General features: G+C 74.2%; 25 protein-coding genes. 16 read left to right on the plus strand and 9 right to left on the minus strand.

The features are described from left to right. The first annotated feature begins 82 nt into the window (after positions 1-82). Positions 83-397, plus strand: a complete 315-nt coding sequence (locus tag ASF82_RS01755; protein WP_056052615.1) for a hypothetical protein — start codon at positions 83-85, stop codon at positions 395-397. Positions 398-410: 13 nt separating this feature from the next. Here ASF82_RS01755 and ASF82_RS01760 read toward each other — a convergent pair whose 3' ends face one another. The 4 genes from ASF82_RS01760 to ASF82_RS01775 form a co-directional block, all read right to left on the minus strand. Beyond that, on the minus strand, positions 411-758 hold the full coding sequence (locus ASF82_RS01760; protein WP_056052618.1) for a LysR family transcriptional regulator: 348 nt from the start codon (positions 756-758) through the stop codon (positions 411-413). Between the two features lie 65 nt (positions 759-823). Next, on the minus strand, positions 824-1,651 hold the full coding sequence (locus tag ASF82_RS01765; protein WP_056052621.1) for a hypothetical protein: 828 nt from the start codon (positions 1,649-1,651) through the stop codon (positions 824-826). 23 nt (positions 1,652-1,674) lie between these two features. Further along, on the minus strand, positions 1,675-4,059 hold the full coding sequence (locus tag ASF82_RS01770; protein ID WP_056052623.1) for an SDR family oxidoreductase: 2,385 nt from the start codon (positions 4,057-4,059) through the stop codon (positions 1,675-1,677). Next, positions 4,056-4,877 (minus strand): hypothetical protein, encoded by an 822-nt coding sequence (locus tag ASF82_RS01775; protein ID WP_056052626.1) that lies wholly within the window; start codon positions 4,875-4,877, stop codon positions 4,056-4,058. The genes ASF82_RS01770 and ASF82_RS01775 overlap by 4 nt, the downstream gene beginning before the upstream one ends. An 86-nt stretch (positions 4,878-4,963) precedes the next feature. Here ASF82_RS01775 and ASF82_RS01780 point away from each other — a divergent pair, with 86 nt between their 5' ends. The 5 genes from ASF82_RS01780 to epsC all read left to right on the plus strand — a co-directional run bounded on the left by ASF82_RS01780 (position 4,964) and on the right by epsC (position 10,019). Beyond that, entirely contained in the window at positions 4,964-5,743 is a 780-nt protein-coding gene (locus ASF82_RS01780; protein ID WP_056052629.1) for an SDR family oxidoreductase, read from the plus strand. Further along, on the plus strand, positions 5,740-6,663 hold the full coding sequence (locus ASF82_RS01785) for a 1-acyl-sn-glycerol-3-phosphate acyltransferase (RefSeq protein ID WP_082514217.1): 924 nt from the start codon (positions 5,740-5,742) through the stop codon (positions 6,661-6,663). The genes ASF82_RS01780 and ASF82_RS01785 overlap by 4 nt, the downstream gene beginning before the upstream one ends. Then, positions 6,660-8,366, plus strand: a complete 1,707-nt coding sequence (locus ASF82_RS01790) for an FAD-binding oxidoreductase (RefSeq protein WP_341777174.1) — start codon at positions 6,660-6,662, stop codon at positions 8,364-8,366. The genes ASF82_RS01785 and ASF82_RS01790 overlap by 4 nt, the downstream gene beginning before the upstream one ends. A 149-nt stretch (positions 8,367-8,515) precedes the next feature. Continuing rightward, positions 8,516-9,466, plus strand: coding sequence for a cysteine synthase A (gene cysK, locus ASF82_RS01795; RefSeq protein WP_056052632.1), 951 nt, complete (start codon positions 8,516-8,518; stop codon positions 9,464-9,466). A 1-nt stretch (position 9,467) separates the two neighbouring features. Next, positions 9,468-10,019: a serine O-acetyltransferase EpsC gene (gene epsC / locus ASF82_RS01800; protein WP_056052635.1), complete on the plus strand. Its 552-nt coding sequence runs from the start codon at positions 9,468-9,470 to the stop codon at positions 10,017-10,019. 357 nt (positions 10,020-10,376) lie between these two features. Here epsC and ASF82_RS01805 read toward each other — a convergent pair whose 3' ends face one another. Further along, a complete protein-coding gene (locus tag ASF82_RS01805; protein WP_056052638.1) occupies positions 10,377-11,138 on the minus strand; it encodes a hypothetical protein in 762 nt (253 codons plus the stop codon). Between the two features lie 55 nt (positions 11,139-11,193). Beyond that, positions 11,194-12,105: an ABC transporter ATP-binding protein gene (locus ASF82_RS01810; protein ID WP_082514219.1), complete on the minus strand. Its 912-nt coding sequence runs from the start codon at positions 12,103-12,105 to the stop codon at positions 11,194-11,196. 130 nt (positions 12,106-12,235) lie between these two features. Between ASF82_RS01810 and ASF82_RS01815 the strand changes: the two genes are divergently transcribed. Both ASF82_RS01815 and ASF82_RS01820 read left to right on the plus strand, forming a co-directional pair. Beyond that, positions 12,236-13,444, plus strand: a complete 1,209-nt coding sequence (locus ASF82_RS01815; protein ID WP_156369886.1) for a sensor histidine kinase — start codon at positions 12,236-12,238, stop codon at positions 13,442-13,444. After that, a complete protein-coding gene (locus tag ASF82_RS01820; RefSeq protein WP_056052641.1) occupies positions 13,441-14,043 on the plus strand; it encodes a DNA-binding response regulator in 603 nt (200 codons plus the stop codon). Before ASF82_RS01815 ends, ASF82_RS01820 begins: the two co-directional genes overlap by 4 nt. A 46-nt stretch (positions 14,044-14,089) precedes the next feature. On the opposite strand, the gene ASF82_RS01825 is transcribed toward ASF82_RS01820, so the two are convergent. Then, complete coding sequence (locus ASF82_RS01825) at positions 14,090-14,839, minus strand: FadR/GntR family transcriptional regulator (RefSeq protein WP_056052644.1); 750 nt, start codon at positions 14,837-14,839, stop codon at positions 14,090-14,092. A gap of 207 nt (positions 14,840-15,046) precedes the next feature. On the opposite strand from ASF82_RS01825, the gene ASF82_RS01830 reads away from it, so the two are divergent. From ASF82_RS01830 to ASF82_RS01855, 6 genes are all read left to right on the plus strand, one after another. After that, a complete protein-coding gene (locus ASF82_RS01830) occupies positions 15,047-16,408 on the plus strand; it encodes an MFS transporter (RefSeq protein WP_056055583.1) in 1,362 nt (453 codons plus the stop codon). A 189-nt stretch (positions 16,409-16,597) separates the two neighbouring features. Next, positions 16,598-18,334 (plus strand): dihydroxyacetone kinase family protein, encoded by a 1,737-nt coding sequence (locus ASF82_RS01835; protein ID WP_056052647.1) that lies wholly within the window; start codon positions 16,598-16,600, stop codon positions 18,332-18,334. Between the two features lie 52 nt (positions 18,335-18,386). After that, complete coding sequence (locus tag ASF82_RS01840; RefSeq protein WP_056052650.1) at positions 18,387-18,878, plus strand: ribose-5-phosphate isomerase; 492 nt, start codon at positions 18,387-18,389, stop codon at positions 18,876-18,878. After that, a complete protein-coding gene (locus tag ASF82_RS01845; RefSeq protein WP_056052653.1) occupies positions 18,875-19,690 on the plus strand; it encodes a triose-phosphate isomerase family protein in 816 nt (271 codons plus the stop codon). The genes ASF82_RS01840 and ASF82_RS01845 overlap by 4 nt, the downstream gene beginning before the upstream one ends. Continuing rightward, positions 19,687-20,496, plus strand: coding sequence for a sugar phosphate isomerase/epimerase (locus ASF82_RS01850; RefSeq protein ID WP_056052656.1), 810 nt, complete (start codon positions 19,687-19,689; stop codon positions 20,494-20,496). The genes ASF82_RS01845 and ASF82_RS01850 overlap by 4 nt, the downstream gene beginning before the upstream one ends. Next, positions 20,489-21,409 carry a phosphogluconate dehydrogenase C-terminal domain-containing protein gene (locus tag ASF82_RS01855; protein ID WP_082514224.1) on the plus strand — a complete coding sequence of 307 codons (921 nt, stop codon included), beginning with the start codon at positions 20,489-20,491 and terminating at the stop codon, positions 21,407-21,409. The genes ASF82_RS01850 and ASF82_RS01855 overlap by 8 nt, the downstream gene beginning before the upstream one ends. A gap of 153 nt (positions 21,410-21,562) precedes the next feature. On the opposite strand, the gene ASF82_RS01860 is transcribed toward ASF82_RS01855, so the two are convergent. Continuing rightward, a complete protein-coding gene (locus ASF82_RS01860) occupies positions 21,563-21,808 on the minus strand; it encodes a hypothetical protein (RefSeq protein WP_056052658.1) in 246 nt (81 codons plus the stop codon). 123 nt (positions 21,809-21,931) lie between these two features. On the opposite strand from ASF82_RS01860, the gene ASF82_RS01865 reads away from it, so the two are divergent. Both ASF82_RS01865 and ASF82_RS01870 read left to right on the plus strand, forming a co-directional pair. Further along, entirely contained in the window at positions 21,932-22,705 is a 774-nt protein-coding gene (locus tag ASF82_RS01865; protein ID WP_056052661.1) for a histidine phosphatase family protein, read from the plus strand. Further along, entirely contained in the window at positions 22,689-23,558 is an 870-nt protein-coding gene (locus ASF82_RS01870; RefSeq protein WP_056052666.1) for an NAD(P)H-hydrate dehydratase, read from the plus strand. Before ASF82_RS01865 ends, ASF82_RS01870 begins: the two co-directional genes overlap by 17 nt. 40 nt (positions 23,559-23,598) lie before the next feature. Here ASF82_RS01870 and ASF82_RS01875 read toward each other — a convergent pair whose 3' ends face one another. After that, positions 23,599-24,777, minus strand: coding sequence for an acyltransferase (locus ASF82_RS01875; protein ID WP_082514226.1), 1,179 nt, complete (start codon positions 24,775-24,777; stop codon positions 23,599-23,601). Positions 24,778-24,926 lie beyond the last annotated feature (149 nt).

Raw genomic sequence — 24,926 nt, forward strand, 5'->3', positions numbered from 1 at the left:
CTCGCTCGCGCGGGTGCCTCCTGACTCGTCGACGAGGCGGGCCGCCCGGCCGCGCCGCGCGCGCCCCGGGCAGACTGGCCCGGTGACCGACCCGCTCGTGACCCCCGACGGCCGCTACCTCGTCGTGCGCGGCCGGCTGTGGCGGCGCACCGACCCGGCCCTGCCGGAGGAGCGGCGGTCCGAGCTCATCCACGAGCTGATGGACGCCCGCCGCGCGAAGAAGACGGCCCTGGCGGCCGACGACCACGCCGGTGTCGAGGCGGCGAAGGCCCGGGTCGATGCGGCCAAGACGGGCCTCGGCGAGCGGGGGCCGGTGTGGTGGGACGACGACGCCCCCGACGAGACCCGGCGCATGGCCGAGAACACCCGCTACGCGGAGTGGTTCGCCGCTCTCTGACGAACCGGCGGAGCTAGCGCCCCTGGCGCTTCTTGAACGGCTTCGGCTGCCCCTTGACCGCCGGGGTGCGCCCCTTGCCCTTCGACGCCTTGGCCTTGCCGCCCGCCGGCACGGGGGGCGGCGGCGGAGGAGTCGAGGGGCTCGCGAGCTCCTCCTCGGCGACGACGATCGCGGCCTGGCCGGCCTTGGTCAGCCGGTAGGGGCTGGCGTCGCGGTCGAACAGCTTGGTGCCGAACTCGAGCTCGAGCGCCTCGATCGACGACTCGAGCTTCTGGCGCGAGATGCCGAGCTTGTCGGCCGCGACGGGGAAGTGCAGCACCTCGGCCGCGACGAGGAAGTGCCTCAGGTGGCTGGTCTTCACGGTGTCGCCTCTCGCTGGTCGGCCGGGTGCCCGACGCCCCAGACTACCGCCGACGACCGAGCGGCTCAGGCCACCGACACCCCGCCGGCGACCGGCGACGTGTGGCTGACGCCGAGCCCGTCGAGTGCCTTCTGGAAGATCTTCAGCCCGGTCATGCCGGGCAGGTTCGAGATGTTCGAGTCGAGCTTCTCGGCGGCCTTCCGGCCTTCCTCGCCGCTCATCAGCTGGCCGAACACGAAGCGGACGTCGTCGATCTCCATGATCGACGAGCCGACCGGGGCCCAGACCTTCTGCAGCAGGAAGCGGGTCAGCTTCTGCGCCTTCTTGCTCTTGAGCAGCCGCTCGCGGGCCTGCGACACGTAGAAGGCCACGTGGCGCGACTCCTGGCGGGCGATGCGGACGAGCAGCTCGGCCAGCACCGGGTCCTTCTCGAGGGCGGCCATGCGCTTGTAGGCGGCGACGGCCGAGTACTCGTTGGCGGCGCCCCACGACATGTGGACGGCGACGAAGTCCGAGCCGACGAACTTGCCGAGCAGGCCCTGCTTGACCGGGTCGAGCTTGTCGCGCCAGCCGAGCTTCAGGCGGTTCGCGCGCAGCTGGTCGTAGTCGACCTTGACGCCGTGCACCTCGAGGATGGCGGCGAGGGCCTCGCCGTGCCAGAACTCCTCGCGGTTCCACATCGTCATGAAGGTCGAGACGTCGCCCTCCTTGTGCGAGGGCGTCGTCAGCAGGTCACGGGTGTAGCACACGGTGTGGTACTCGACGTCGGCCATGTAGCGCAGGGTGCGGAGCGAGTCCGCGCTGAGCGGGTTCTCCTTGAAGTGGTCGAGGTCGAGGTCGTCCCACGTGATCCGCTCGCTGGTCGCGGCGAACTTGTCGATGTCGAATGCCATGTGGTGTCGGGAGGCGCGGGTCGTCAGACCTGCCCTCCGTCTCCTTTCCGTGTGGTGCTGCCGCCGGTCGTCGCTGTGACCGCGCCCCGGGCCCTGGCCCAGTCGCGGATGCTCCATCTTCTTCGGAGCGCCTCGCGGGCGAGATTGGAGTCGGGGTTGACGGCGGACGGGTTGCCGAGCAGCTCCAACCAGGCGAGGTCGGCGTGGGAGTCACCGTACCCGTACGACCCCGTGAGGTCGATCTCGTTCTCCCGTGCCCACTGCGTCAGCCACGCAGCGCGGGCTTCGTCCACCAACGGCGGCTGGGCGAGGTACCCGGTGAGCACCCCGTCGCGCTCGTGCATGGTGCTGCCGACGACCTCGTCGAACAGGTCGGCGATCGGCCCGGCGAGGGTCGCGATGGAGCCCGTGACCAGCACGGTCCGGTGACCGGCGGCACGGTGCTCCGCGATGCGGGCGAGCGCCTCGGGCAGGGTGTGGCGGCGCACGGCGTCGGCGTAGCCGCCGGAGCGCACCACTCCGCGGAGGCGCGAGACGGGCATGCCGCTGTACCGCCTCAGGAAGCTGCGGATGAACTCGCCGCGATCACGCGACTCCGCCCGGAGGTAGGCCGGCAGGCCGGTCAGCAGCGACGCGACCTCGCCCGGCCAGGCCGCCTTGCGGAACCCGTTCGAGCGCACCCAGAGGTACTGCTCGACGATGTTCGAGTCGAGCACCGTCCCCTCGAGGTCGAACACGGCGACCACGTCGGTGCGGGGCGGCAGCGGCCGGGTGTCGACGACGGCGCCGACCGCGGCGGGGCGCACCGAGAAGGCGCGCGTCATGGCCGTGATCGACGGGAAGTGCACGGTCTGGAAGTACTCCTCCCAGTCGATGTCGGTGACGTCGAAGCCGACGTCGGCGGGGGAGCCCTCGGGCAGCCCGGCGTGCAGCGCCCGGGTGCGGCGGTCGTCGAAGATGATCTCGGACTGCACGTAGTGGCGGTAGAGGTCGGTCAGGCTCTGCAGCGACTCGAGGTCGGCCCGCCGGGTCTGCACGTCGCTCAGCGCGGTGCGCGTGCGCTGGTTCGAGGGCAGGTGCGTCAGCACGCGCTCGCGCCAGTCGTTCGTCCGCTGCTTGAAGCGGATGGCGCCCTCGACCTTGCGCACGCCGGGGAAGTCCCAGTGCGGCACCGGGATGGTCGTGTGCTCGTCGCGCGGCAGCGGGTTCGCCGTGAAGAACGCGTTGAGGTTCTCGAACATGCGCAGGATCGGGAACGGGTTCGCGTTGCCCGACGCCACGTGGAAGTACTGCGCCTCGGGGCCCGCCGGAGTCGCGGTGCGGGTCGCCGGCACCGCCGCGGCCGCGTCGTCGGTCACCGGGCGCGCCGGGGGGTTCGCCGCGACCGCGAGGATGACGTTCACCACGAAGTCGACGGGCACGATGTCGAGCACGCTGTCGGGCACCCCGGGGAACTCCGGCAGGAGCCCACGGGCGTACGACATGATCAGCGGGTCGGCGACCTTGAAGCCGTCGATCCAGCCCGGGTACGGGTGGCGGAGCGCGCTCTCGACGATGGCGGGGCGGACGACCGACAGGCGGTGGCCGTCGGCAGCCCACAGCTCCTCGGCGGCGCGCTCGGCGAAGGCCTTGGTGAGCGTGTAGACATCCGTCCAGCCGAGGGTCTCGGCCCGGGTGCGGCCGTAGTCGACGAGACGGGCGGCGACCCAGGCGACCCGCGCCTCCTCGGCGGCCGTCGCGACGGCCTGGGGCCCGGTCTTGCCGTGGCGGGCACGGCCCTCGGCGAGGAACCGGCGGAGGGTCTCGGGCTGCCGCGACGCGGCCTCGACGCGGGCGCGCGCGTCGCGGGCGGCGGCGTGCTCGGCGCGCCAGTCGACGGCGTGCGTGAGCGCCGCCTCGGGGAAGACGCCCTTGCGGATGCCGCCGACGTACGCGGTCGACACGTGCACGACGTGCGGGTCTCCGCCCGCGCGGCGCAGGGCCTCGTACAGGCCGACGGCCCCGCCGACGTTGGTGTCGAAGGCCTGGTCGATGGGCGGGTCGAACGAGACGGTCGACGCGCTGTGGATGACGACGTCGAGATCGGCGGGCAGGTCGGGCAGCGAGCCCAGGCTGCTCTCGACGACGCGGAGCCGCTCGGTCAGCGCACGCTCGACCTCGTCGGCGCCGACGCGCTCGCGCCAGCTCGCGAACACCGGCTTCTTGAGCAGGTGCCGCAGCCGACCGAGGGCCGGCGTGCCGGCCTTGGGCCGGATCAGCAGGGTGACCGTCGTGTCGGGGTGGGTCGAGAGCAGGCGCTCGAGGATCGCCTGGCCGACGAATCCGGTGCCGCCCGTGAGCAGCACGTGCGCCGAGCCGAGGCTGGCGACGGTGGAGCCCGGCGTGGCGGAAGGGAGGGGTGCGGTCATGCGGTGAGCTTTCGGGTCACGGTGGAGCCGACGCGGGCGTCGAGCCCCGGCAGGGCGGCGACGCGGTCGCCGACCGAGTCGGCGCGGAGGTGGCCCTCGGCCCCGCCCCAGACGACCGTGTCGAAGAAGGTGCGCTCGGAGTCGGCGCGCTCGATCGCGCCGATCGGCCAGACGGCCTTCGCGAGGGAGGCGCGGGTCTGCTTCACGGCACGCGCCGAGTCGGCGAGGCGCCAGTGGGCCTCGAGGTCGAAGAACCGCTCGTGGCGACGCTTGATCGCGCGGACGCGGTCGAGGACGGCGCTCAGCGCCGGGCTCGCGGCGCGGAGCTCGAGCACGTCGTAGGCCTCGCCCAGCACCCACTCGTCGACGAGCCCGGTGGTCATGTGCTCGGCGACGATCGGCACGCCCTTGTTGATCGCCTCGAGGGCGCGGGTGATCGGGCCGCGGCGCTCGGCGGCCTCGGAGGCGGCGTGGCGGCGGGGGCCCTCCTCGTCGTCACGGAGGCGCGGGCGGCCGTGCGCCTCGAGCACGGCGTCGAGGGCGTCGGCCAGCCAGAACTTCTCGAAGGCCCACGTGACGAGGAAGGCGGTGACGCGGGCGTCCTTGTGCGTCGCGGTGACGAGGAGGTTGCGGAGGTGCTCCATCGTGGCGGCCTCGAGCCGGCCGAGGTGGCGCAGCAGGCGCAGCTCGTCGTCGCCGAGCGGGGAGGCCTCGAAGGGCGTCAGGTCGAGCTCGGGGCGGAGGGTGCCCTGGGCGGTCAGGGTGAACTCGCGCATGTCGAACTCGGTGGTGTCGTAGGGGTCACCGTCGATCGTCATGACCAGTGATCCTCTCGTGACGCGTTCGTGCGGGCGGGCGGGGCACGATGCACGCTGCGAGCCCTCAAGACCGTATCGTAAGCGGCATGGCAACAGCGCTCGTCACCGGGGGCACGTCCGGCATCGGAGCCGAATTCGCCCGCCAACTCGCCGCACGTGGCTGGGACCTCGTCCTGGTCGCGCGTGACGCGACCCGACTCGACGAGACGGCCGCCGCGCTCCGCGCGACGGGCCGCCGGGTCGAGGTCCTCTCCGCCGACCTCGGCGACCGCTCGGACGTCGACCGGGTCGCGGCCCGGTTGGCCGACGAGGCCTCCCCGGTCGAGCTGCTCGTCAACAACGCCGGCTTCGGCGTGCACACGCCGCTGACGTCGGAGGACGTCGCGACGCACGACGCGGCGTTCGAGGTGATGGTCCGCAGCGTGCTGGTGCTGTCCGGGTCCGCGGCACGCGCCATGCGCCTCCGGGGCCGCGGCCGCATCGTCAACGTGTCGAGCACCGCCGGCTTCATGACCATGGGCGGCTACTCGGCCATCAAGGCGTGGGTGACCTCGTTCAGCGAGAGCCTGTCGGTCGAGCTGGCGGGCACGGGCGTCGGCGTCACGGTGCTGCTGCCGGGCTGGGTGAAGACGGAGTTCCATCAGCGCGCCGGCATCCGGTCGTCGAGCATCCCGAACGCATTGTGGCTCGGCGCCGAACCACTGGTCGCCGCGTGCCTGCGCGACGTCGATGACAACAAGGTGGTCTCCATGCCCACGGTTCGGTACCGCGTGCTGTTCTGGTTGGTGCGGCACGCTCCGCGCAGCGTCGTCCGCCGCGTCTCGGGCGCCATCTCGTCGAGCCGTCGGAAGCCCGCGGAGTCGTGAGCGACCCCAGCCGGCCCGGCCACCCGCGCCGCGAGGCCGTCGCCCGCGCCGCGACCGACGTCACCGACCGCTTCAGCTCGCGCGGCCGGGCGATGGCCCGGTACGTCGCCCAGCGCGTCGTCCTCAAGCCGACGATCTGGTCGATCACGAGCGTCACCGTCATCGACCGCGACCGCCTCAAGGGCGTCGAGGGCGGCTTCATCGTGGTGGCGAACCACTCGAGCCACCTCGACGCGCCCCTCATCCTCGGCGCGCTGCCGCGCCGGCTCGCCCGCTACCTCGCCACCGGGGCCGCGGCCGACTACTTCTTCGACGTGCCGTGGCGCCGCCAGCTGACCGAGCTGTTCTTCAACGCCTTCCCCGTGCAGCGCGGCTCCTCGACCTCGACGCCCGCGGGCACGCCCGGCTCGGCGACTCCCCAGGCCCCCGCGGCCGTCGCCGCGGCGGCCGCGGCCGCCGCGCACCCGTCGACCGGGGCGACGCCGACCCAGTCCGCCGCCCGCCGCAAGGCCGCCGCGAGGTCGGCCGCCCGCAAGCGCGCCGGCCAGCCCACGGTCAGCGCCCGGTCGCTGCTCGAGCGCGGCTACCCCGTGCTGGTCTTCCCCGAGGGCACGCGCTCGAAGGACGGCTCGGTCGCCGCGTTCAAGCCCGGCGCCGCGGCGCTGTCGGCCGCGTGCGACGTGCCGATCATCCCCCTCGCCCTGATCGGGGCGCACATCGCCCACCCCCGCGGGTCGGCCTGGCCGAGGCCCGGCCGGCTGCCCGTCGGGGTGGCCTTCGGCGACCCGATGCGGCCCGAGCCCGGCGAGACGCCGGTGCAGTTCTCGGCCCGCCTGCGCGACGAGATCCTGCGTCTGAAGGACGCGAACACCGCCCGTATCCTGGGTCCCGAGACCCCGTCCGAAGGAGCACGACCGTGACCGACGTCCAGAGCAAGCCGGAGACCGAGGTGCGCGACCACGGCGTCGCGCACATGAAGTGGTGGGGCTGGGGCGTCGAGGGCGTCGCCTTCCACCACGACGACAAGCCGGGCTTCGCCCCGTTCGTCAAGAAGATCGTCGGCGTCGAGCTGTCGCAGGGCCAGCACGACACGGGCCTCGACTTCTCGCAGCTCACCGTCCCGGCCTCGCGCGCCTCCTCCGAGGTCGTCGACTCGCTCGTGCAGATCGTCGGCACCGAGCACGTCGACCAGGGCGACCACGACCGCGTCGTCCACACGTACGGCAAGAGCATCCGCGACCTGATCCGCATCCGTGCGGGCGTCCTCGACCGGGTGCCCGACGTCGTCGTCTACCCGGCCGACGAGGCCGAGGTGCAGCAGATCGTCGACCTCGCCGTCGCGAGCGACGTCGTGCTCATCCCCTTCGGCGGCGGCAGCAACATCGTCGGCAGCCTCGAGCCGATGCCCACGGAGGAGCGCACCGTCGTCTCGCTCGACATGGGCCGCCTCTCGAAGGTGCTCCACGTCGACGAAGACAGCGGTCTCGCCCGCATCCAGGCCGGCGGCCAGGGCCCCGACCTGGAGGAGCAGCTCAACGCCCGCGGCTGGACCCTCGGCCACTTCCCCGACAGCTTCACGCACTCGACGATGGGGGGCTGGGTCGCGACCCGCTCCTCCGGCATGCAGAGCGACAAGTACGGCGACATCGCCGACATCACCAAGGGGCTGCGCGTCGTCCGCCCCGGGGGCGTGCTCGTCATCCGGGCCGTGCCCAGCGCCTCCACCGGGCCGTCGCTCCGCGAGATGATCATCGGCTCGGAGGGGCGCCTCGGCGTCATCACCGAGGTCACCGCGCAGGTGCACCGCCTGCCCGAGAAGCGCGAGATCCTCGCCTACCTCTTCCCGTCGTGGCACGACGGGCTCGCGGCGATGCAGGCCATCGCCGAGAGCGACGCCCACCCGTCGGTGACCCGCGTCAGCGACGCCCACGAGACCGCGTTCTCGTTCGCGACCTCGAAGGAGAGCAAGGGCATCTCGAAGGTCGTCAACGACGCCCTGCCGAAGGTGCTGAAGGCCAAGGGCTGGGACGTCGAGGCGATGTGCCTGTCGTTCATCGGCTACGAGGGCAGCCCCGAGCACGTCGCCCAGACGCAGAAGGCCGTCGCCAAGATCGTCAAGGCGAACCGCGGCATGAGCGTCGGCAAGGGCCCGGGCAAGCTCTACGACCAGAAGAAGTTCGACACGCCCTACCTGCGCGACTTCTTCATGGACCACGGAGGCGCGGCCGACGTCAGCGAGACCGCCGCACCGTGGTCGAAGCTGCGCGACGTCTCCGCCCGCGTCTACGCCGCGGCGAACCAGGCGTTCGACCAGATCGGCGTGCAGGGCTGGATCATGGGCCACCTGTCGCACTCGTACCACTCGGGGGCGTGCCTCTACTTCACCTTCGCCTTCGAGCACGGCGCCGACGCCGAGGCCGAGTACGACGTCGTGAAGCACGCGATCCAGCAGGCGTTCATCGACACCGGCGCCACCGTGTCGCACCACCACGGCGTCGGCCTCGAGCACGCCCCGTGGCTCGAGCAGGACGTCTCTACGCAGGGCATCCAGGTGATGCAGGGGCTGTTCGACTCGGCCGACCCGGGCCGCGTCTTCAACCCGGGCAAGATCACCGGCGCGTAGCGACCGGGCAGGAGGCGCGGGTGGGCCCTCGGGGCGACCCGCGCCTCCGGCACGTCCTGCACCTCCGGTCACCGGGAACACGGCCGACCTAGGATGTGTTGATCGCAGGTACCGCTCGCACCCGGCGGGCCCTCACGGAAGAGACGCGCATGACCGGCATCCACGGCGACATCACCTCGGCCTTCGGCGACACCCCCCTCGTGCGGTTGAACGCGCTCGCCGTGCCCGGCGGCGCGGAGGTCGTCGTCAAGCTGGAGTTCTACAACCCCGGCGGCAGCGTCAAGGACCGCCTCGGCGTGGCCATCGTCGACGCGGCCGAGGCGAGCGGCGAGCTCAGGCCCGGCGGCACGATCGTGGAGGGCTCGAGCGGCAACACCGGCATCGCCCTCGCGCTCGTCGGCGCCGCCCGCGGCTACCGCGTCGTCGTCACGATGCCCGAGACGATGAGCGTCGAGCGCCGCACGATCATCGCCGCCTACGGCGCCGAGGTCGTGCTCACCCCCGGCAGCGAGGGCATGCGCGGGGCCGTCGAGCGCGCGAAGCAGATCGTCGACGAGACCGAGGGCGCCGTCTGGGCCCGGCAGTTCGAGACCGAGGCCAACGCGGAGATCCACCGCCGCACGACCGCCCCCGAGATCCTGCGCGACACGGACGGGAAGATCGACTTCTTCGTCGCCGGCGTCGGCACGGGCGGCACCATCACCGGCGTCGGCCAGGTGCTGCACGAGCAGGTGCCCGGCGTGAAGGTCGTGGCCGTCGAGCCCGCCGACTCGCCGCTGCTCAGCGAGGGCAAGGCCGGCCCGCACAAGATCCAGGGCATCGGCGCGAACTTCGTGCCGGAGCTGCTCGACCGGTCGCAGATCGACGAGGTGTTCCCCGTCCAGCTCGACGACGCCCTGCGAGTCGCCCGCGACCTGGCCGCGAAGGAGGGCATCCTCTCCGGCATCTCGTCGGGCGCGATCGTCCACGCCGCGCTCGAGATCGCCGCCCGGCCCGAGAACGCCGGCAAGCGCATCGTGGCCATCGTCTGCGACACGGGCGAGCGCTACCTGTCGACGGTCCTCTTCCAGGGCCTCGCGGGCGCCGGCGCCGGCGCGTAGCGTGCGGGCGGTCGCCCGCCTGGCGGAGGACGTCGCGGCCGTGCGCCGGCGCGACCCCGCCGCCCGGGGGCGTGTCGAGACGGCCCTGGTCTACCCGGGGCTGCACGCCGTGTGGCTGCACCGCGTGGCGAGCCGCCTGTGGCGGGCCGAGGGCCCGACCCGCCGGCTCGGCGGGCGCGTCGCCGCGCGGCTCGTGGCGCACGTCGCCCGGTCCGTGACGGGGGTGGAGATCCACCCCGGGGCCCACCTGGGGCGCCGCTTGTTCATCGACCACGGGATGGGCACGGTCGTCGGCGAGACGGCGGTCGTCGGCGACGACTGCACGCTCTTCCACGGCGTGACGCTCGGCGGCAAGGGCGGGCGGGGCGCAGGGGCACGTCGCCACCCCACGCTCGAGGACGGCGTGACCGTGGGCGCCGGCGCCTCGGTGATCGGTGGGGTCGTGGTCGGGGCGCGGAGCGTCGTGGGCGCGGGCGCCGTCGTCACGAAGGACGTGCCGGCGGACTCGGTCGCGACCGGGGTGCCCGCCGTGAGCCGGCCGCGCGGCGCCTGAGCGGCGGCGCCTGAGCGGCGGCACCTGAGGCTCGGCGCCTGAGGCGAGTCGCGACGCCGCGCCCGCGCGCCCGCTCTGCTCGGCGTGCCCGGGGCCGCCCCGCTCCGCGTCGACGGTTCAGGAGTCACCGGCTCGCCGGGCCCTCCGCGCACCCGTCGTGCCGGGCGCTCCTGAACCGTCGACGCCGCGCGTCCGCCCGAGCCGCAGAGGCCCGCGGCCGGCGGGCGGCGGGCGGCGGCGCCAGCCGTGTGCGCGTCGACGTGCGTCGACGTGCGTCGACGGTTCAGGAGGCGGCGGCGGCCCGTGCGCCTCGCGGGCGCCTCGCGCCGGGCGCTCCTGAACCGTCGACGCGCCCCGTCAGCGCCGCGGCTCCCACCGGAACGACCGCATCGCCGCGACGCCCCCCACCACGGCCCACCCCACGCTCGGCAGCAGCAGCCACGGCAGCAGCCCGAGGTCGCCGCCGTCCCACGCGAGGGTGACGAGCTCCATCAGACCGCCGCCCGGCAGCAGCCGCTTGACGGCGACCAGGTCGTCCGCGCCCGTCAGCTGGAACCAGAACCCCACCCCGAGCGTCAGCAGGAAGAAGGGCATCGTCGTGTACTGGGCGTGCTCCGGCGACGTGGTGACGCCGGCCGTGGCGAGCGCCGCCCCGACGAACATCGCCTCCGCGATCAGCACGGCCACGACGAGCAGCCCCGCGTGCACCGGCGGGCTCTGCACCCCGAGCACCCCCAGCACGACGACGAGCTGCGCCACGCTCACCGCGACCACGGGCAGCACGAGCCCGGCGAGCAGCCCGCGGTCCGACACCGACCCGCCGCGCAGCCGCTTGAGGTACAGCGTCTGCCGTCGGGCGGCGAGCGTCGTCGTCACGGTGACGTAGACGCCCATGCCGACCATGCCGAGGATCTGCACGCCGGCGAGCACACCCGCGCTGTCGGCCCCGTCGAGCACGAGCAGCAGGGCTCCGAAGGCGAGCGGCACGAGCACGGCGCAGGCGGCGACCGTGCGGTTGCGCACCATCATGCGCAGCTCGGCGACGCCGATCGCGAGCACGGCGTTCACGGGCCGCCCGGTCGTCGGGCGGGGAGGGGCGGTGGCGGTCGAGGTGGTCACGAGAGGTCCTTCCGGTGGGGTGTGCAGGAGGCGCGGGTCGGCCCGAGCGGGCCGCTCACGCGTGGCTCAGCGAGCGGAACACGTCGTCGAGCCCCGACTCGTGCGCGCTGAGGCGCTCGAGCTCGTGCCCGGCGTCGGCCGCCCAGGCGAGCAGGGCGGCGACGTCGCGCTGCGGGTCGGCGGTCTCGACGACGACCAGCCCGTTCTCGGTGCGGGCGACGGGCAGCGGCAGGTCGTCGAGCGGCCCCGGGGCGACGAAGCGCACGGTCGTGGTCGACCCCGCGGTGAGGTCGGCGACGGTGCCCTCGCGGCGGAGCGTGCCCCGGTGCATCAGGCCGATGCGGTCGGCGTGCTGCTGGGCCTCCTCGAGGTAGTGGGTGGTCAGGAGGAAGGTGACGCCCGCCTCCCTCAGCTCCGTCACGACGGCCCAGAGCCGGTCGCGGGCCTCCGGGTCGAGGCCGGTCGTGGGCTCGTCGAGGAAGACCAGCTCGGGCGTGCCCCAGATCGCCCCGGCGAAGTCGACGCGGCGCTTCTCGCCGCCCGACAGCTGGAGCACGCGGGCGTCGGCGCGGTGGTCGATGCCCACCCGGGCGAGCACGGCGTCGACGTCGTCGGCCCGGCCCGACACGGCGCCCGACAGGGCGACGCTCTCGCGCACGGTGAGCTCGCCGGCCAGGCCGGAGTCCTGCAGCATCAGGCCGACGCGGGGCCGGGTGCGGGCGCGGTCGGCGGGGTCGCCGCCGAGCACCTCGACGCGGCCCGTGGTGGGTCGCCGGTGCCCCTCGAGCACCTCGAGGGTGGTCGTCTTGCCGGCGCCGTTCGTGCCGAGCAGGGCGTACAGCTCGCCGCGGCGCACGGTGAGGTCGAGGTCGGAGACGGCGACGTGCCCGTCGTAGGAGCAGCCCAGGCCGGAGGCGCGGATCACGTCGTCCGTCGCCGGCGGGGCCGGTCGTGTGGTGTCGGTCATGACCACGACGATCCCCGCTGCGGGCGTCGGTGCCCAGTGTCGCCGGGGCACGAGTCGCCGTGACACTTGTCACGTCGAGTCGTGACGGGAGGCGGGTCCGGCCCGTGGGGGCGGCCGTTACCGTGGGGGGATGGACCTCCCTGGCGTGACCGTCGACCGACCTGCCGAGCCCGTCGGGCCCGTCGCGCGGGGGCCCCTCGGGTCGGGGCGCCCCGGTGACCGGACCACCGCCTCCCCCCTGGCCCGGATGCGGCGGTACACCACCCTCTCGTTCTCGGGCATGGTCGGCGTGCTGACCGGAGTGCTCGTGCTCGTGACGGCGACCGCGACGCGCTCGCCCGCGGCGGTCGCGGCCGCCCTGCTCGTCGGGGCGCTCGTCACCGTGCTGTCGCTGTCGTGGGAGCACGGCCCGCCCCGGTCGCTGGCGATCGTCGCCCTCGTGCTCGCGGAGGCCGCCTGGTGCGTCTCGCTCGCCCTCGGCACGAGCGCGTGGGGAGCGCTGCCCGTCGCCGTCGCCGTGGCCGTCGTCGCCACGACGCCCCGGTCGGGGGCGCCGCGGGGCAGCGCTCCGCGCGGCTGGCCCTGGCTCGTGGGCGGCGTGCTCGCCGTGGCCGCGCCCCCCGTCACGGCCGGGGCCCTGGGCGAGCTGCCCTCCGCCGCGGTCGCTCCGGTGACGACGAGCGCGGTCGTGTTCGTGCTGGCCGCGTGGAGCGCCTACCGCCTCAACCGCTACCAGTTCGCGCTGTACCTCGAGATCGACGCGGCGCGCGCGACGGAGGCCGAGCTCGCCGTGCTGCGCGAGCGCTACCGGTTCTCGACCGACCTGCACGACATCCAGGGGCAGGCCCTGCACGTCGGCCGGCTGCAGCTGCAGCTCGCCGACAAGACGCTCGACCGCGACGTCGAGGCCGCCCGGGGCCACCTGCGGGAGGCCGAGCAGCTGATCGCCCAGACGATCGCCGAGACGCGGCGGCTGGCGTACGGCGAGCGGACGGTGACGCTCGCGGGCGAGGTGGCCAACTCCGCCGAGCTCATCCGGGCCGCGGGCATCGAGCTGCGGGTCGACGGCGCCGTGCCCGGGGCCCAGCCGCTCGACGACCTGCTCGGGCTGGTCGTGCGGGAGGCGACGACGAACCTGCTGCGGCACGCGCAGGCCGAGCACGTGGTGATCGAGCTGGCTCCCGGCGCGGTCTCGGTGGTCAACGACGGCGCCGCGCCGAACGGCCGGGGCCTCAGCGGCCTGGCCCGGCTCGGCGACCGCTTCGCCGCGGCCGGGGGAGTGCTCGAGACGTCGCAGCACGGCGGCACGTTCCGCACCGCGGCGCGGGTCGCGCCGTGATCCGCGTGGTCCTCGCCGACGACGAGACGCTGCTGCGCACCGCGCTCGCCGCGCTGCTCGACCTGAGCGACGAGATCGAGGTCGTCGCCCAGGCCCAGGACGGCCTCGAGGCGGTCGCCCTGGTCGAGCGGCACCGGCCCGACGTGGTGCTGCTCGACCTCGAGATGCCCGGGCTCGACGGCGTCGACGCGGCCACCCGCATCCTCGCCGCGCGCCCCGACCAGGCCGTCGTGCTGCTCACCCGCCACGGCCGGCCGGGGGTGCTGAAGCGGGCGCTGTCGGCGGGGGTGCGGGGGTTCCTGCTCAAGTCGGTCGACCCCGACGAGCTGGTGCGCGTCGTGGTGCACGTGCACGGCGGCCGCCGCTGGATCGACGCCGACATCTCGGCCGCGGCCATGATGGACGACTGCCCGCTGACCGCACGCGAGCTCGACGCGCTGCGCCTCACCGCCGAGGGGTGGTCGGTGCGCGAGATCAGCACGCGACTCCACCTGGCCTCCGGCACGGTCCGCAACTACCTGTCGTCGGCGATGTCGAAGACGGGCAGCAGCTCGCGGCACGCGGCCGCCCGGGTCGCCCGCGAGCGCAGCTGGCTCTGAGGAGTCGCGGCGGGCGCCCCGGCGCGGGGCCGGTCGGCCACCGTGGTCAGCGCTGCGAGCCCTCGACGTCGGCGTGGCCGACGCGCTCGCCGGCGGTGGCCATGTGCGCTCGCATCGCCTCGAGGGCGGCGTCGGGGTCACGGCGCGAGATCGCCTCGAAGACGGCGAGGTGCTCGCGGTAGGCGACCTCGGCCTGGCTGCGCTCGCTGAGGCCGCGCTCGACCCAGAGGCGCAGCAGCGAGCGGGTGCTCTGCAGCAGGTCGCGCAGCACGACGTTGTCGGCGCTCACCGCGATCTGGAGGTGGAACCGCAGGTCGGCCTGGAGGAACGCGTCGAGGTCGTCGAGGCTGTCGCGCATCGTGTCGACGAACCCGCGGAGCGCCTCGACCGCCTCGTCGTCGACGCGCTGGGCGGCGTAGGTCGCGGCCTGGATCTCGAGCCCGCTGCGCACCTCGATCAGCTCGCGGGTGCGCGCGGCGTTGAGCATCATGCCCCAGCTGAGGGTGGTCGGCAGCAGCTCGGACGTGGTGTCGCGCAGGTACGTGCCCGAGCCCGGCCGGACCGAGACGATGCCGAGGATCTCGAGCGCCGCGAGCGCCTCGCGCACCGCCGAGCGCCCGACGCCGAGCTGCTCGGCCAGCTGACGCTCCGGGGGGAGGCGCGACCCTGGGACGAGGTCGCCGACGGTCAGCAGCGCGATCAGCTGCTTCACGACCTCGCCGACGGCGGTGCCCTTCGGCACGAGCTCGAGCTCGAGCCGGAGGCTCGTGGGGTCGTCGTCGGGGTAGGCAGGCACGGCCCCGAGCTTACTGAGCTGCCCGGGACGGCTGCTGGCGACCCTCCCGCGGGTGCCCGTCGGGTGCACCGACTGGTCAACCGGTTGACAAGTTGGCCGTGACGGGGGCAGCATGGACACCACGCCGCCGGGCCCACGGTCGGCCCGAACGATGACGTTGAGCACGAAGGAGTCGATGTGGACACCACCGCCCGAGCGACGGAGGCCATGAGCCCCGTCGAGAAGTCCGCGATCAGGAAGGTCGCGATCCGGCTGGTGCCGTTCGTCGCGTTGATGTTCTTCATCAACTACCTCGACCGCACCGCGATCGGCTTCGCCGCCCCGAACGGCATGGAGAGCGACCTCGCCCTGTCGGCCGCTCAGTTCGGCTTCGCGTCGGGCGTCTTCTTCATCGGCTACATCCTGCTCGAGGTGCCCTCGAACCTCGCCCTGCACAAGTTCGGCGCCCGCAAGTGGCTCGCCCGGATCATGGTCACCTGGGGCGTCGTGGCGCTGCTCTTCACCTGGGTGCAGAACTTCGAGCAGCTCGTCGTACTGCGCTTCCTGCTCGGCGTCATGGAGGCCGGCTTCTTCCCCGGCGCCATCCTCTTCCTCAGCCTGTGGGTGCCCGCGCGGCACCGCAGCAAGATCCTCGCCCTGTTCTACCTGGCGCAGCCCCTGACCACCGTGATCGGGGCCCCGCTCGCCGGCTGGCTGATCAGCCACGACGGCGCGTTCTTCGGCCTCGAGGGCTGGCGCTTCATGTTCCTCGGCGTCTCGGTGCCGGCGATCGTGATCGGCGTCGTGGCGTGGTTCTACCTCAAGGACAAGCCCGCCGACGCGAAGTGGCTCACCCGGGAGGAGCAGGTCTGGCTGACCGGCGCCCTGCAGAAGGAGGCGGCGACCAAGACCGGCTCGACCGCCGGCGGGAAGCACCCCAGCATGTGGAAGGTCTTCGGCAACGGCCGGGTCTGGATGCTGAGCTTCATCTACTTCGGCTTCGTCTACGGGCTCTACGCGCTCGCCTTCTTCCTGCCGACGATCATCGGCGGCTTCCAGGAGCAGTACGGCACCGACTTCAGCATCACCGAGCGCGGCTTCATCACGGCCATCCCGTACGTGCCCGCCGCGATCGCGCTGTACTTCTGGTCGCGTGACGCCACGAAGCGCGGCCTCCGCACCTGGCACATCGCCCTGCCGGCGCTGGTCGGGGCGGTGAGCATCCCGCTCGCGCTGTTCGCCGGCTCGCCCGCCGCCACCATCGCGGTGATCGCCGTCACGGCCATGGCCATCTTCGCGGCGCTGCCCAACTTCTGGACCCTGCCCACACAGTTCCTCACCGGCGTCGCGGCCGCCGCGGGCATCGCCCTGATCAACACGATCGGCAACCTCGCGGGCTTCAGCGCCCCGTACATCACCGGGGCGGTCACCGACTGGACGGGCAACTACGAGGTGCCCATGTTCATCGTCGGCGGCTTCATGCTCCTGTCGGCCGTGCTGATGGTCGTGCTGAGCCGGATGAAGAAGCCCGAGGGCGCCGCGACGCCCGAGGAGGCCCGCGACCTGGCCGCGACGGCCGGCCTCGACTGAGGCCCGGCCGCTGCCGGCGGCCGCTGCCGCCAGCAGCTGCACCCGGCTGCTGCCGCCGGCCGCCGCCCCGGCGCGGCCCCTCGACCGCACGGGCCCGGGCGTCCCCCTCCCCGGGCCCGTGCGCCCCACCCCACCGCCTCGCCGACCGCGCCGCCGCGGCCGCTCGACCCCCGCCTCCCTGGAGCTCCCATGACCCGCCTCTACAACGACCCGAGCGACTTCGCCGACGAGATGACCGACGGCTTCGTCGCGGCGAACCAGCGCTGGGTGCGCCGCGTGCACGGCGGCGTCGTCCGCGCCACGCGGTCGACGCCCGGCACCGTCGCGCTGGTCGTCGGCGGCGGCTCGGGCCACTACCCCGCCTTCGGCGGCCTGGTCGGCCAGGGCCTCGCCCACGGCGCCGCCCTCGGCAACCTCTTCGCCTCGCCCTCGTGGCAGCAGGTGCGCTCCGTGGCCCGCTCCGCCCACAGCGGCGGGGGAGTGCTGCTGAGCTACGGCAACTACGCGGGCGACGTGCTCAACTTCGACGCGGCGCAGGCGAAGCTCGTCGCCGAGGGCATCGAGACCCGCACGGTGCGCGTCACCGACGACATCGCCAGCGCCCCCGCGGCGGAGGCCCACAAGCGCCGCGGCATCGCCGGCGACCTGACCGTCTTCAAGGTCGCCGCCGCCGCGGCCGAGGCGGGCTGGTCGCTCGACGAGGTCGTCCGCGTCGCCGAGGCGGCCAACGCCCGCACCCGGAGCGTCGGCGTCGCCTTCACCGGCTGCTCGCTGCCGGGCGCCGACGAGCCCCTGTTCACCGTGCCCGAGGGGCGCATGGCGGTCGGAATGGGCATCCACGGCGAGCCCGGCATCGGCGAGGTCGACGTGCCGACCGCCGACGGCCTGGCCGCCCTGCTCGTCGAGTCGCTGCTGGCCGACGCCGAGCGGCCCGAGGGCGTCGAGGAGGCGCGGGGCCAGCGGGTCGCCGTGCTCCTGAACGGCCTCGGCTCGGTCAAGTACGAAGAGCTGTTCGTCGTCTACGCGAAGGTCGACGCGCTGCTGCGCGAGGCCGGGGTCGAGATCGTCGAGCCGGAGGTCGGCGAGCTCGTCACGAGCTTCGACATGGCCGGCGCCTCGCTCACGCTGTTCTGGCTCGACGACGAGCTGGAGTCGCTCTGGGCGGCGCCCGCCGACGCCCCGGCGTACAAGAAGGGCTCCGTCGACGTCGCGGCGCGCGCCGACGACGCGGAGCTCGAGGCGCTCGTCGCCGCGCCCGTCCCGCCCGCGACGGCCGCGTCGCGCGAGGCGGCCGAGCTCGTGCTCGCCGCCCTCGAGGCGGTCCAGGCCACCGTCGAGCAGCACGCCGACGAGCTCGGCCGGATCGACGCGGTGGCCGGCGACGGCGACCACGGCATCGGGATGCTCCGCGGCGTGGGAGCCGCGGTCGCCGCGGCCCGCGAGGCACTGCAGGCCGGGGCTGGCGCGGGCACCCTCCTCGACCGGGCCGGTGACGCTTGGTCCGACCGCGCCGGCGGCACCTCCGGCGCCCTGTGGGGCTCCGCGCTGGCGAGCCTCGGCGCGGCCGTCGGCGACGACGAGGCGCCGACGCGCACCTCCGTCGTGGCCGGCGTCGGCGGAGCGACCGAGGCGATCCTCGAGTTCGGCGCCGTCGTCGGCGACAAGACCATGGTCGACGTGCTCGTGCCCTTCGACGAGGCCCTCCGTACCGAGGTCGAGCGGGGCGCCGACCTCGCGACCGCCTGGGCCCGGGCCTCCGGCGTCGCCCTCGCCGCCGCCGCCGCGACGGCCGACCTGCTGCCGCGCATGGGCCGCGCCCGCCCGCACGCCGAGAAGAGCCTCGGCACCCCCGACGCCGGCGCGACCTCGCTCGCGCTGATCACGGAGGCCGTCGGCCTCGTCGTCGCGAGCCGGCAGCGGGCCTGACCCGCGCCTCCTGCACGCCCCTTCCCCGCACCACCCCACGAAAGGCACCACCATGGCTGACCAGCTGCGCATCGTCGTCGGATCGGACGACGCCGGGTTCGACTACAAGGAGGTCCTCAAGGCGGACCTCGCGGCGAACGACGGCGTCGCCAGCGTGGTCGACGTCGGCGTCGGCTCCGACGGGCACACCGCCTACCCCCACGTCGCCGTCGACGCCGCCCGCATGGTGGCCTCGGGCGAGGCCGACCGCGCGATCCTGATCTGCGGCACGGGGCTCGGCGTCGCCATCGCGGCGAACAAGGTGCCCGGCGTCCGCGCCGTCACCGCCCACGACTCGTTCTCGGTCGAGCGGGCCGTCCTCTCGAACGACGCGCAGGTGCTGTGCATGGGCCAGCGGGTCGTCGGCGTCGAGCTGATGCGCCGCCTGGCGCGCGAGTACCTGACTTACCGCTTCGACACGACGAGCGCCTCGGCCGACAAGGTCGCGGCGATCTGCGGCTACGACGGCTCGGCCGAGCCCGTCGGGATCGACGCGCGGTCGTGACGGCCGCCTCGCTGGCCTTCACGATCGGGGTCAGCCTCAAGACGTACCTCAGCCACGCGCGCACCGTCGCGTGGGCGACCGAGCTGGCCGAGGTCGCCCGGCGCCACCCCGCGGTGCGCGACGGGGTCGTCGAGCTGTTCGTCGCGCCCACCTTCCCGTCGCTCGTCCCCGTGCGCGACGTGCTCGCCGGCACCGGCGTGCGGCTCGCCGCGCAGGACCTCTCGGCCACCGGCCCGGGGGCGTCCACCGGCGAGGTCAGCGCGGACGAGCTCGCCGAGATCGGCTGCTCGATCGCCGAGGTCGGGCACGCCGAGCGGCGCGCGCTCTTCCACGAGGACGATGCGGTCGTCGCGGCCAAGACGGCCGCCGCGCTGCGGACGGGCCTCACGCCGCTGATCTGCGTCGGCGAGGACGACCGGGCGCCGGCCGCCGTCGCCGCGCGCGAGGTGCAGCGGCAGGTCGACGCGGCGCTCGCCGCCGTCGAGGACTCAGGACGCGTCGTCGTCGCGTACGAGCCGGTGTGGGCGATCGGTGCGGAGTCTCCTGCGTCGTCGACGCACATCGCCGCCGTGGTCGCCGCGCTCGAGGGTCACCTCGCCGCGCTGCCCGGGCACGCCGACAGCCGCGTCATCTACGGCGGCAGCGCCGGCCCCGGCCTGCTCACCGAGCTCGGGGGGCAGGTGCGCGGCCTCTTCCTGGGGCGTCGCGCGCACGACGTGTCCGCCGTCGAGGGCGTCCTCGACGAGGCGCTGGCGCTGGCGGCGGTCGCGCCGGTGGCGACGGCCGCGGCGGTCGCGGAGGTCGCCTCGTGATCGGCCTGAGCACCTACGCCTACTTCTGGCGCGGTAGCGAGCACGTGCCCGCGCCGATGAGCCTCGCCGACATGCTGCGCGACACCGCGGCGCAGGGCGTCCGGCTCTTCCAGATCTGCGACCACGCCCCGCTGACCGACCACGACGACGAGCAGCTCGCCGCCCTGCGGGCGCTCGCCGACGAGCTCGGGCTCACGCTGCAGCTCGGCACCCGGGGCACCGACCCGGCCGTGCTGCGGAGCTGGCTGCGCCTCGCGGTCGCGCTCCGCGCCTCCCTCGTCCGCACGATGTGGACGGCCGGCGACGACCGTCCCGACGCCGTCGAGACGGAGCGTCGCCTGCGGGCCGTGCTGCCCGAGTACGAGGAGGCGGGGGTCACCCTCGGCCTCGAGACCTACGAGCAGGTCGGATCCGCCGAGCTCGTGGCGGTCGTGCAGGCCGTCGGCAGCCCGCGGCTCGGCATCGTGCTCGACCCCGCGAACACCGTCGCGGCCCTCGAGCACCCCGCCGACGTGACGGCGCGGTGCCTGCCCTTCGTCGTCAACTGGCACGTCAAGGACTTCGCCTTCTCGCGGCAGGACGGCTGGGTCGGGTTCGCGCTCACCAGCACTCCCCTCGGGGAGGGCCGCCTCGACTACGACGGCATCCGTGCCGCGCTCGACGCGCGCGACGGCGGCACCAGCGGCGTCGACGAGGTCGTCGAGCACTGGCTGCCCTGGCAGGGCGACCCCGAGACCACCACGCGGCTCGAAGCCGAGTGGACCACCCACACCATCTCTCAGCTGAGGAGCAAGAACCATGACTGACACCCTCGACACCACCGCCCCCGAGAGCACCGTCACCCACGCCGACGGCCAGGGCTCGCCCGACGTGACGGTCGCCGTCATCGGCGCCGGCGGCAAGATGGGCCAGCGCGTCTCGAACAACCTGGCCAAGAGCGCCTACACCGCCCTCTACAGCGAGGCCTCACCCGCCGGCGTCGAGCTGATCGAGTCGCTCGGCCGCACCGTCACGCCGACCCACGTCGCCGTGGCCGACGCCGACGTGGTCATCCTCGCCGTGCCCGACGTCGTGCTCGGGAAGGTCTCCGAGCAGGTCGTGCCCGCGATGAAGTCGGGCGCGGTCATCCTCACCCTCGACCCCGCCGCCGCCTACGCCGGCCTGCTGGCCGACCGCGACGACATCCACTACGCCGTGGCGCACCCGTGCCACCCGTCGGTGTTCCTCGAGCGCACCACGAAGGAGGAGTGGGCCGACACGTTCGGCGGCGTGGCCGCGCCGCAGGAGGTCATCGCGGCGCTCGAGGGCGTCGACGAGGGCTCGCCCGTGCGCGAGCTGGCCACGCAGGTCATCTCGACGATCTACGCCCCCGTCATCGCGGTGCACTACGTGACCGTGAAGCAGCTCGCCGTCCTCGAGCCCACGCTCGTCGAGACGATCGCGTGCATGGTCGGCGCGTTCCTCAAGGAAGCGCTGGAGGAGACCGTCGACGGCGTCGGAGTGCCCTACGAGGCGGCCCGCGCCATGCTCTACGGCCACACCTGGATCGCGCTGACCAACGGCCTGCGCGGCTCGAACCCCTTCAGCGACGCCTGCCACATCGCCATGGACTACGGCCGCGAGTCGATCGTCAAGGACGACTGGAAGAAGATCTTCGACGACAGCGAGCTCGACTCCGTCATCGCGCGCATGCTGAAGATCGACGCCGTACAGCGCTGAGGGCGACCTGCGCCACGCTGGTGAGCGGGGCGTGGAGGAGGCGGTGGCGGCGTCGGCGACGCGGCCACCGCCTCCTGTCGTCCGTGCCGGGCACCCCTCGCCGGGTGCCCCGTCGCCGGGTGCCCCGCGGCGGGTCGGCTCGGGTCAGCTCGGTCAGCTCGGCATGGTCGGGGCGGCCTGCTCGTCGTCGAGGGCCTCCTCGCCGGCCTCCTCGTCGGCCGCGGCCTGCGGGTCGGTGCCGGTCTCGCCCTGCCGCTCGCGGAGGACGTCGTCCTTCGCCGCGTCGCCCTCGCCGGCGTGGTCGTGCTCGACCTGCTCGGCCAGGCCACGGGTCTTCTCGGCGTCGGTGGCCTCGTCGGCACCGTCCATGATGGGTCGGGTCATCTTCTCGTCGCTCATGGTCGGAGGGTACCTCCCGACGCCGTGCGGGCGGGGGCCCGCGTCCAGGCAGCGTCGGCGGGGCCGGTCGCACCCGGCCGCGGAGCCGTGCGGGCCCGCGCCGATCGGCCTACCGTCGCCCGCATGATCAGGGAACTCTGGCTCCTCCGGCACGGCGAGAGCACCGCCAACGTCGCCGCCACCGCCGCTGAGCAGGCCGGCTCCGAGACCATCGACGTCGAGCAGCGCGACGCCGACGTGCCGCTCAGCGAGCGCGGCGTCGAGCAGGCCCGGGCGCTCGCGGGCTGGCTCGCCGAGCACGGGCTCGACGCCTCCACGGTGCCCGCCGCCCACGCAGGTGACGCGGGCTCGTCCGCCACGTCGTTCTGGTGCTCGCCCTACCTCCGGGCCCGGCAGACCATCGGCACCGCGCTCGACGAGGCCGGGCTCGCCCCGGTGGTGCGGGTCGACGAGCGCCTCCGCGACCGCGAGCTCGGCGTCCTCGACCTGCTCACCCGGCGCGGCGTCGCGGCCCGGCACCCCGACGAGGAGGCGCGGCGCGAGCGGCTGGGCAAGTTCTACCACCGGCCTCCCGGCGGCGAGTCGTGGGCGGACGTCGCCCTGCGGGTCCGGTCGCTGCTGCGCGACCTCGACGAGCTGCCCGGCGACCGGGTCGTCGTGACCGCCCACGACGCCGTCGTCATGCTCTTCCTCTACGTCTGCACCGGCCTGAGCGAGGCCGACCTGCTCGAGTTCGCCCGGTCGAACACCGTCACCAACGCCTCCGTCACGCGGCTGTCCCGCACCGACGGCGACGCGTGGTGGACCCTCGACGCCTTCGCCGACGTCGCCCACCTCGACCGCGGCGACGCCCCGGTCACGACCCACGGAGGAGACCGTGATGTCCAGCCCCGATGAGATCGTCGTCAACCCCGACCTGCTCCGCGGGTGGGAGCTCCCGTCCGCCGGCGCCGGCAAGTACTCGCGCGGCCAGGTCGTCGTGGTCGGCGGAGCGGCGCGGACCCCGGGCGCGGCCATGCTCGGCGCCTGGGCCGCGCTCCGGGTCGGGGCGGGCCGCCTGACCCTCGCCGTCGCCGGGTCCGTCGCCCCGCACGTGGCCGTGGCCCTGCCGGAGGCGGGGGTCGTGCCCCTGGGGGAGACCGACGGCGGCCACGTGGTCGGCTCGTCCCTCGCCCAGGCCTCGAGCGACCTGGAGGGGGCCGACGCCGTGCTGGCCGGGTCGGGGCTCGACGACGCAGACGAGGCGGAGGCCCTGGTGCGACTCCTGCCCGACCTCGTCGGCGACGACGCCGTCGTCGTGCTCGACGCCTTCGCGCTGGGGGTGCTGCCCCGGTGCGGCGACGCTGTCGACCCGCTGCGCGGGCGCCTCGTCCTGACGCCGAACCCGAGCGAGGCCGGCCGGCTGCTCGAGCGCGACGTCGACGACCTGCCGAGCGACCTCCTCGAGATCGCCCGGCGCTGGGGCGCCGTGGTGGCGTGCCAGAGCTTCGTGGCCTCCGACGACGGGCGGCTGTGGCGGTCGGGCGCGGGGCACGCGGGGCTCGGCACGTCGGGCAGCGGCGACGTGCTGGCCGGAGCGGTCGCGGGGCTCGCGGCCCGCGGGGCGACCCCGGCGCAGGCGGCGGTGTGGGCGACCCACGCCCACGCGACGGCGGGCGACCGGCTGTCGGTGGGCGTCGGGCCGATGGGGTTCCTCGCGAGCGAGCTGCTCGACGAGCTGCCGCGCGTGCTGGTGGAGGTGGGGGCGTAGCCGGCGCTCGCGGCAGCGACGGCGTCGGTGGCGGTAGCGCCTAGGCGTCGACGCGCGGGCGCGTCTCGGCGGCGACGGACGTCGCGGGAGCAGCCTCCGCCCGTCCGGACTCCTCACGGGTCGGGGTCGACGACGGCTCGAACCGGTCCTTGAGGCGCAGCGCGGGCTGCTCGACGAAGCGGTGCGACAGCCAGGCGGTCGCCACGGCCGCGGCGATGACGGCCACGGTGCCGAGCGCACCGGGCACGACCGGCTCGATGAGGGCGATGAAGACGACGTGCCAGAGGTAGATCGGGTACGACAGAGCCCGGCCGAACCAGGCGACCGGCCCGAGCGACAGCACCCGTGCCGGCAGGGTCGGGCGGCAGGCGAGACCGCCGATGAGCAGGGCCGAGGCCACCGCGACGCCGGGCAGCATCACCGTGAACGTGGTGACCTGCTGCTGCCAGCCGCTGCCGATGACGGCCAACGAGCCGACGACGCCGACCAGGCCGGCCCAGGTCGCGACCGTGCCGAACCGGCCCTGGAACGCCGCACGGCCGCGGTCGGACCCCAGCACCAGCGCCAGGGCGCAGCCGAGCAGCAACGGGGCCACGTTCAGGACAGGACTGAAGTAGATGTCGGGGGTGGCGCCTCCGGCGGGGGCGTCGAAGAGGACGCCCGAGGCGACCACCGACGCGACCACGAGGGCCGCCAGCACGGCCACGGCGACGCGGCGGGCGGCCTTCAGCGCGAAGAGCAGCATGAGGAGCGGTGGCCAGACGAGGTAGAACTGCTCCTCCATCGAGAGGCTCCACATGGGGGAGAAGACGCCCTGCGACTCGCCGAGGAACGACCGAGCGACGTTGCCCGTGTAGGTGACCGCCACCAGGCCGGCGCCGAGGGCGCTCATCGTCGAGCCCTGGTAGTCGCCGATCAGCCACCAGAGCGCGAGGCCGACCACGACCACCGCGAGCAGGGTCGGGTAGAGGCGGAGGACGCGGCGCAGCCAGAACCGGCCGAGGCGGATGCGGCCGGTGCGGGCCCGCTCGCCGACCAACAGGGTCGTGATCAGGTAGCCGCTGAGCACGAAGAAGACGTTGACCCCGACGAAGCCGCTGCCGAAGCCGGGCACGTGCAGGTGGTAGAGCACCACGAAGGCGATGGCGACCGTCCGCAGACCGTCGAGCGGCAGCACGCGGTCACGGCGCGTCGATGTCGTCGGGGGAGCGAGGGGCATCGGACCAGTGTGGACCGGAAGGCTTGGGAACGCCCGGACGGGGCTCGGTGGGCCTCGCGGGCGCCGTGGCGTCGGGGCGCCGGCCGTTCTCGCGCCTCCCGCGTCGACGGTTCAGGAGGGAGGCGCCGCCTGGGCCGTCTCCGCCCCCG

Source organism: Frigoribacterium sp. Leaf164, from assembly GCF_001423665.1.
GTDB classification, from domain to species: domain Bacteria; phylum Actinomycetota; class Actinomycetes; order Actinomycetales; family Microbacteriaceae; genus Frigoribacterium; species Frigoribacterium endophyticum.

Coding starts and splice junctions, on each gene's coding strand:
- ASF82_RS01835 (WP_056052647.1), top strand. CDS start 16,598: ATGACCCGCCTCTACAACGACCCGAGCGACTTCGCCGACGAGATGACC.
- ASF82_RS01810 (WP_082514219.1), bottom strand. CDS start 12,105: ATGACCGACACCACACGACCGGCCCCGCCGGCGACGGACGACGTGATC.
- ASF82_RS01870 (WP_056052666.1), top strand. CDS start 22,689: ATGTCCAGCCCCGATGAGATCGTCGTCAACCCCGACCTGCTCCGCGGG.
- ASF82_RS01780 (WP_056052629.1), top strand. CDS start 4,964: ATGGCAACAGCGCTCGTCACCGGGGGCACGTCCGGCATCGGAGCCGAA.
- ASF82_RS01860 (WP_056052658.1), bottom strand. CDS start 21,808: ATGAGCGACGAGAAGATGACCCGACCCATCATGGACGGTGCCGACGAG.
- ASF82_RS01765 (WP_056052621.1), bottom strand. CDS start 1,651: ATGGCATTCGACATCGACAAGTTCGCCGCGACCAGCGAGCGGATCACG.
- cysK (WP_056052632.1), top strand. CDS start 8,516: ATGACCGGCATCCACGGCGACATCACCTCGGCCTTCGGCGACACCCCC.
- ASF82_RS01855 (WP_082514224.1), top strand. CDS start 20,489: ATGACTGACACCCTCGACACCACCGCCCCCGAGAGCACCGTCACCCAC.
- ASF82_RS01775 (WP_056052626.1), bottom strand. CDS start 4,877: ATGACGATCGACGGTGACCCCTACGACACCACCGAGTTCGACATGCGC.
- ASF82_RS01865 (WP_056052661.1), top strand. CDS start 21,932: ATGATCAGGGAACTCTGGCTCCTCCGGCACGGCGAGAGCACCGCCAAC.
- ASF82_RS01770 (WP_056052623.1), bottom strand. CDS start 4,059: ATGACCGCACCCCTCCCTTCCGCCACGCCGGGCTCCACCGTCGCCAGC.
- ASF82_RS01815 (WP_156369886.1), top strand. CDS start 12,236: ATGGACCTCCCTGGCGTGACCGTCGACCGACCTGCCGAGCCCGTCGGG.
- ASF82_RS01830 (WP_056055583.1), top strand. CDS start 15,047: ATGAGCCCCGTCGAGAAGTCCGCGATCAGGAAGGTCGCGATCCGGCTG.
- ASF82_RS01840 (WP_056052650.1), top strand. CDS start 18,387: ATGGCTGACCAGCTGCGCATCGTCGTCGGATCGGACGACGCCGGGTTC.
- ASF82_RS01875 (WP_082514226.1), bottom strand. CDS start 24,777: ATGCCCCTCGCTCCCCCGACGACATCGACGCGCCGTGACCGCGTGCTG.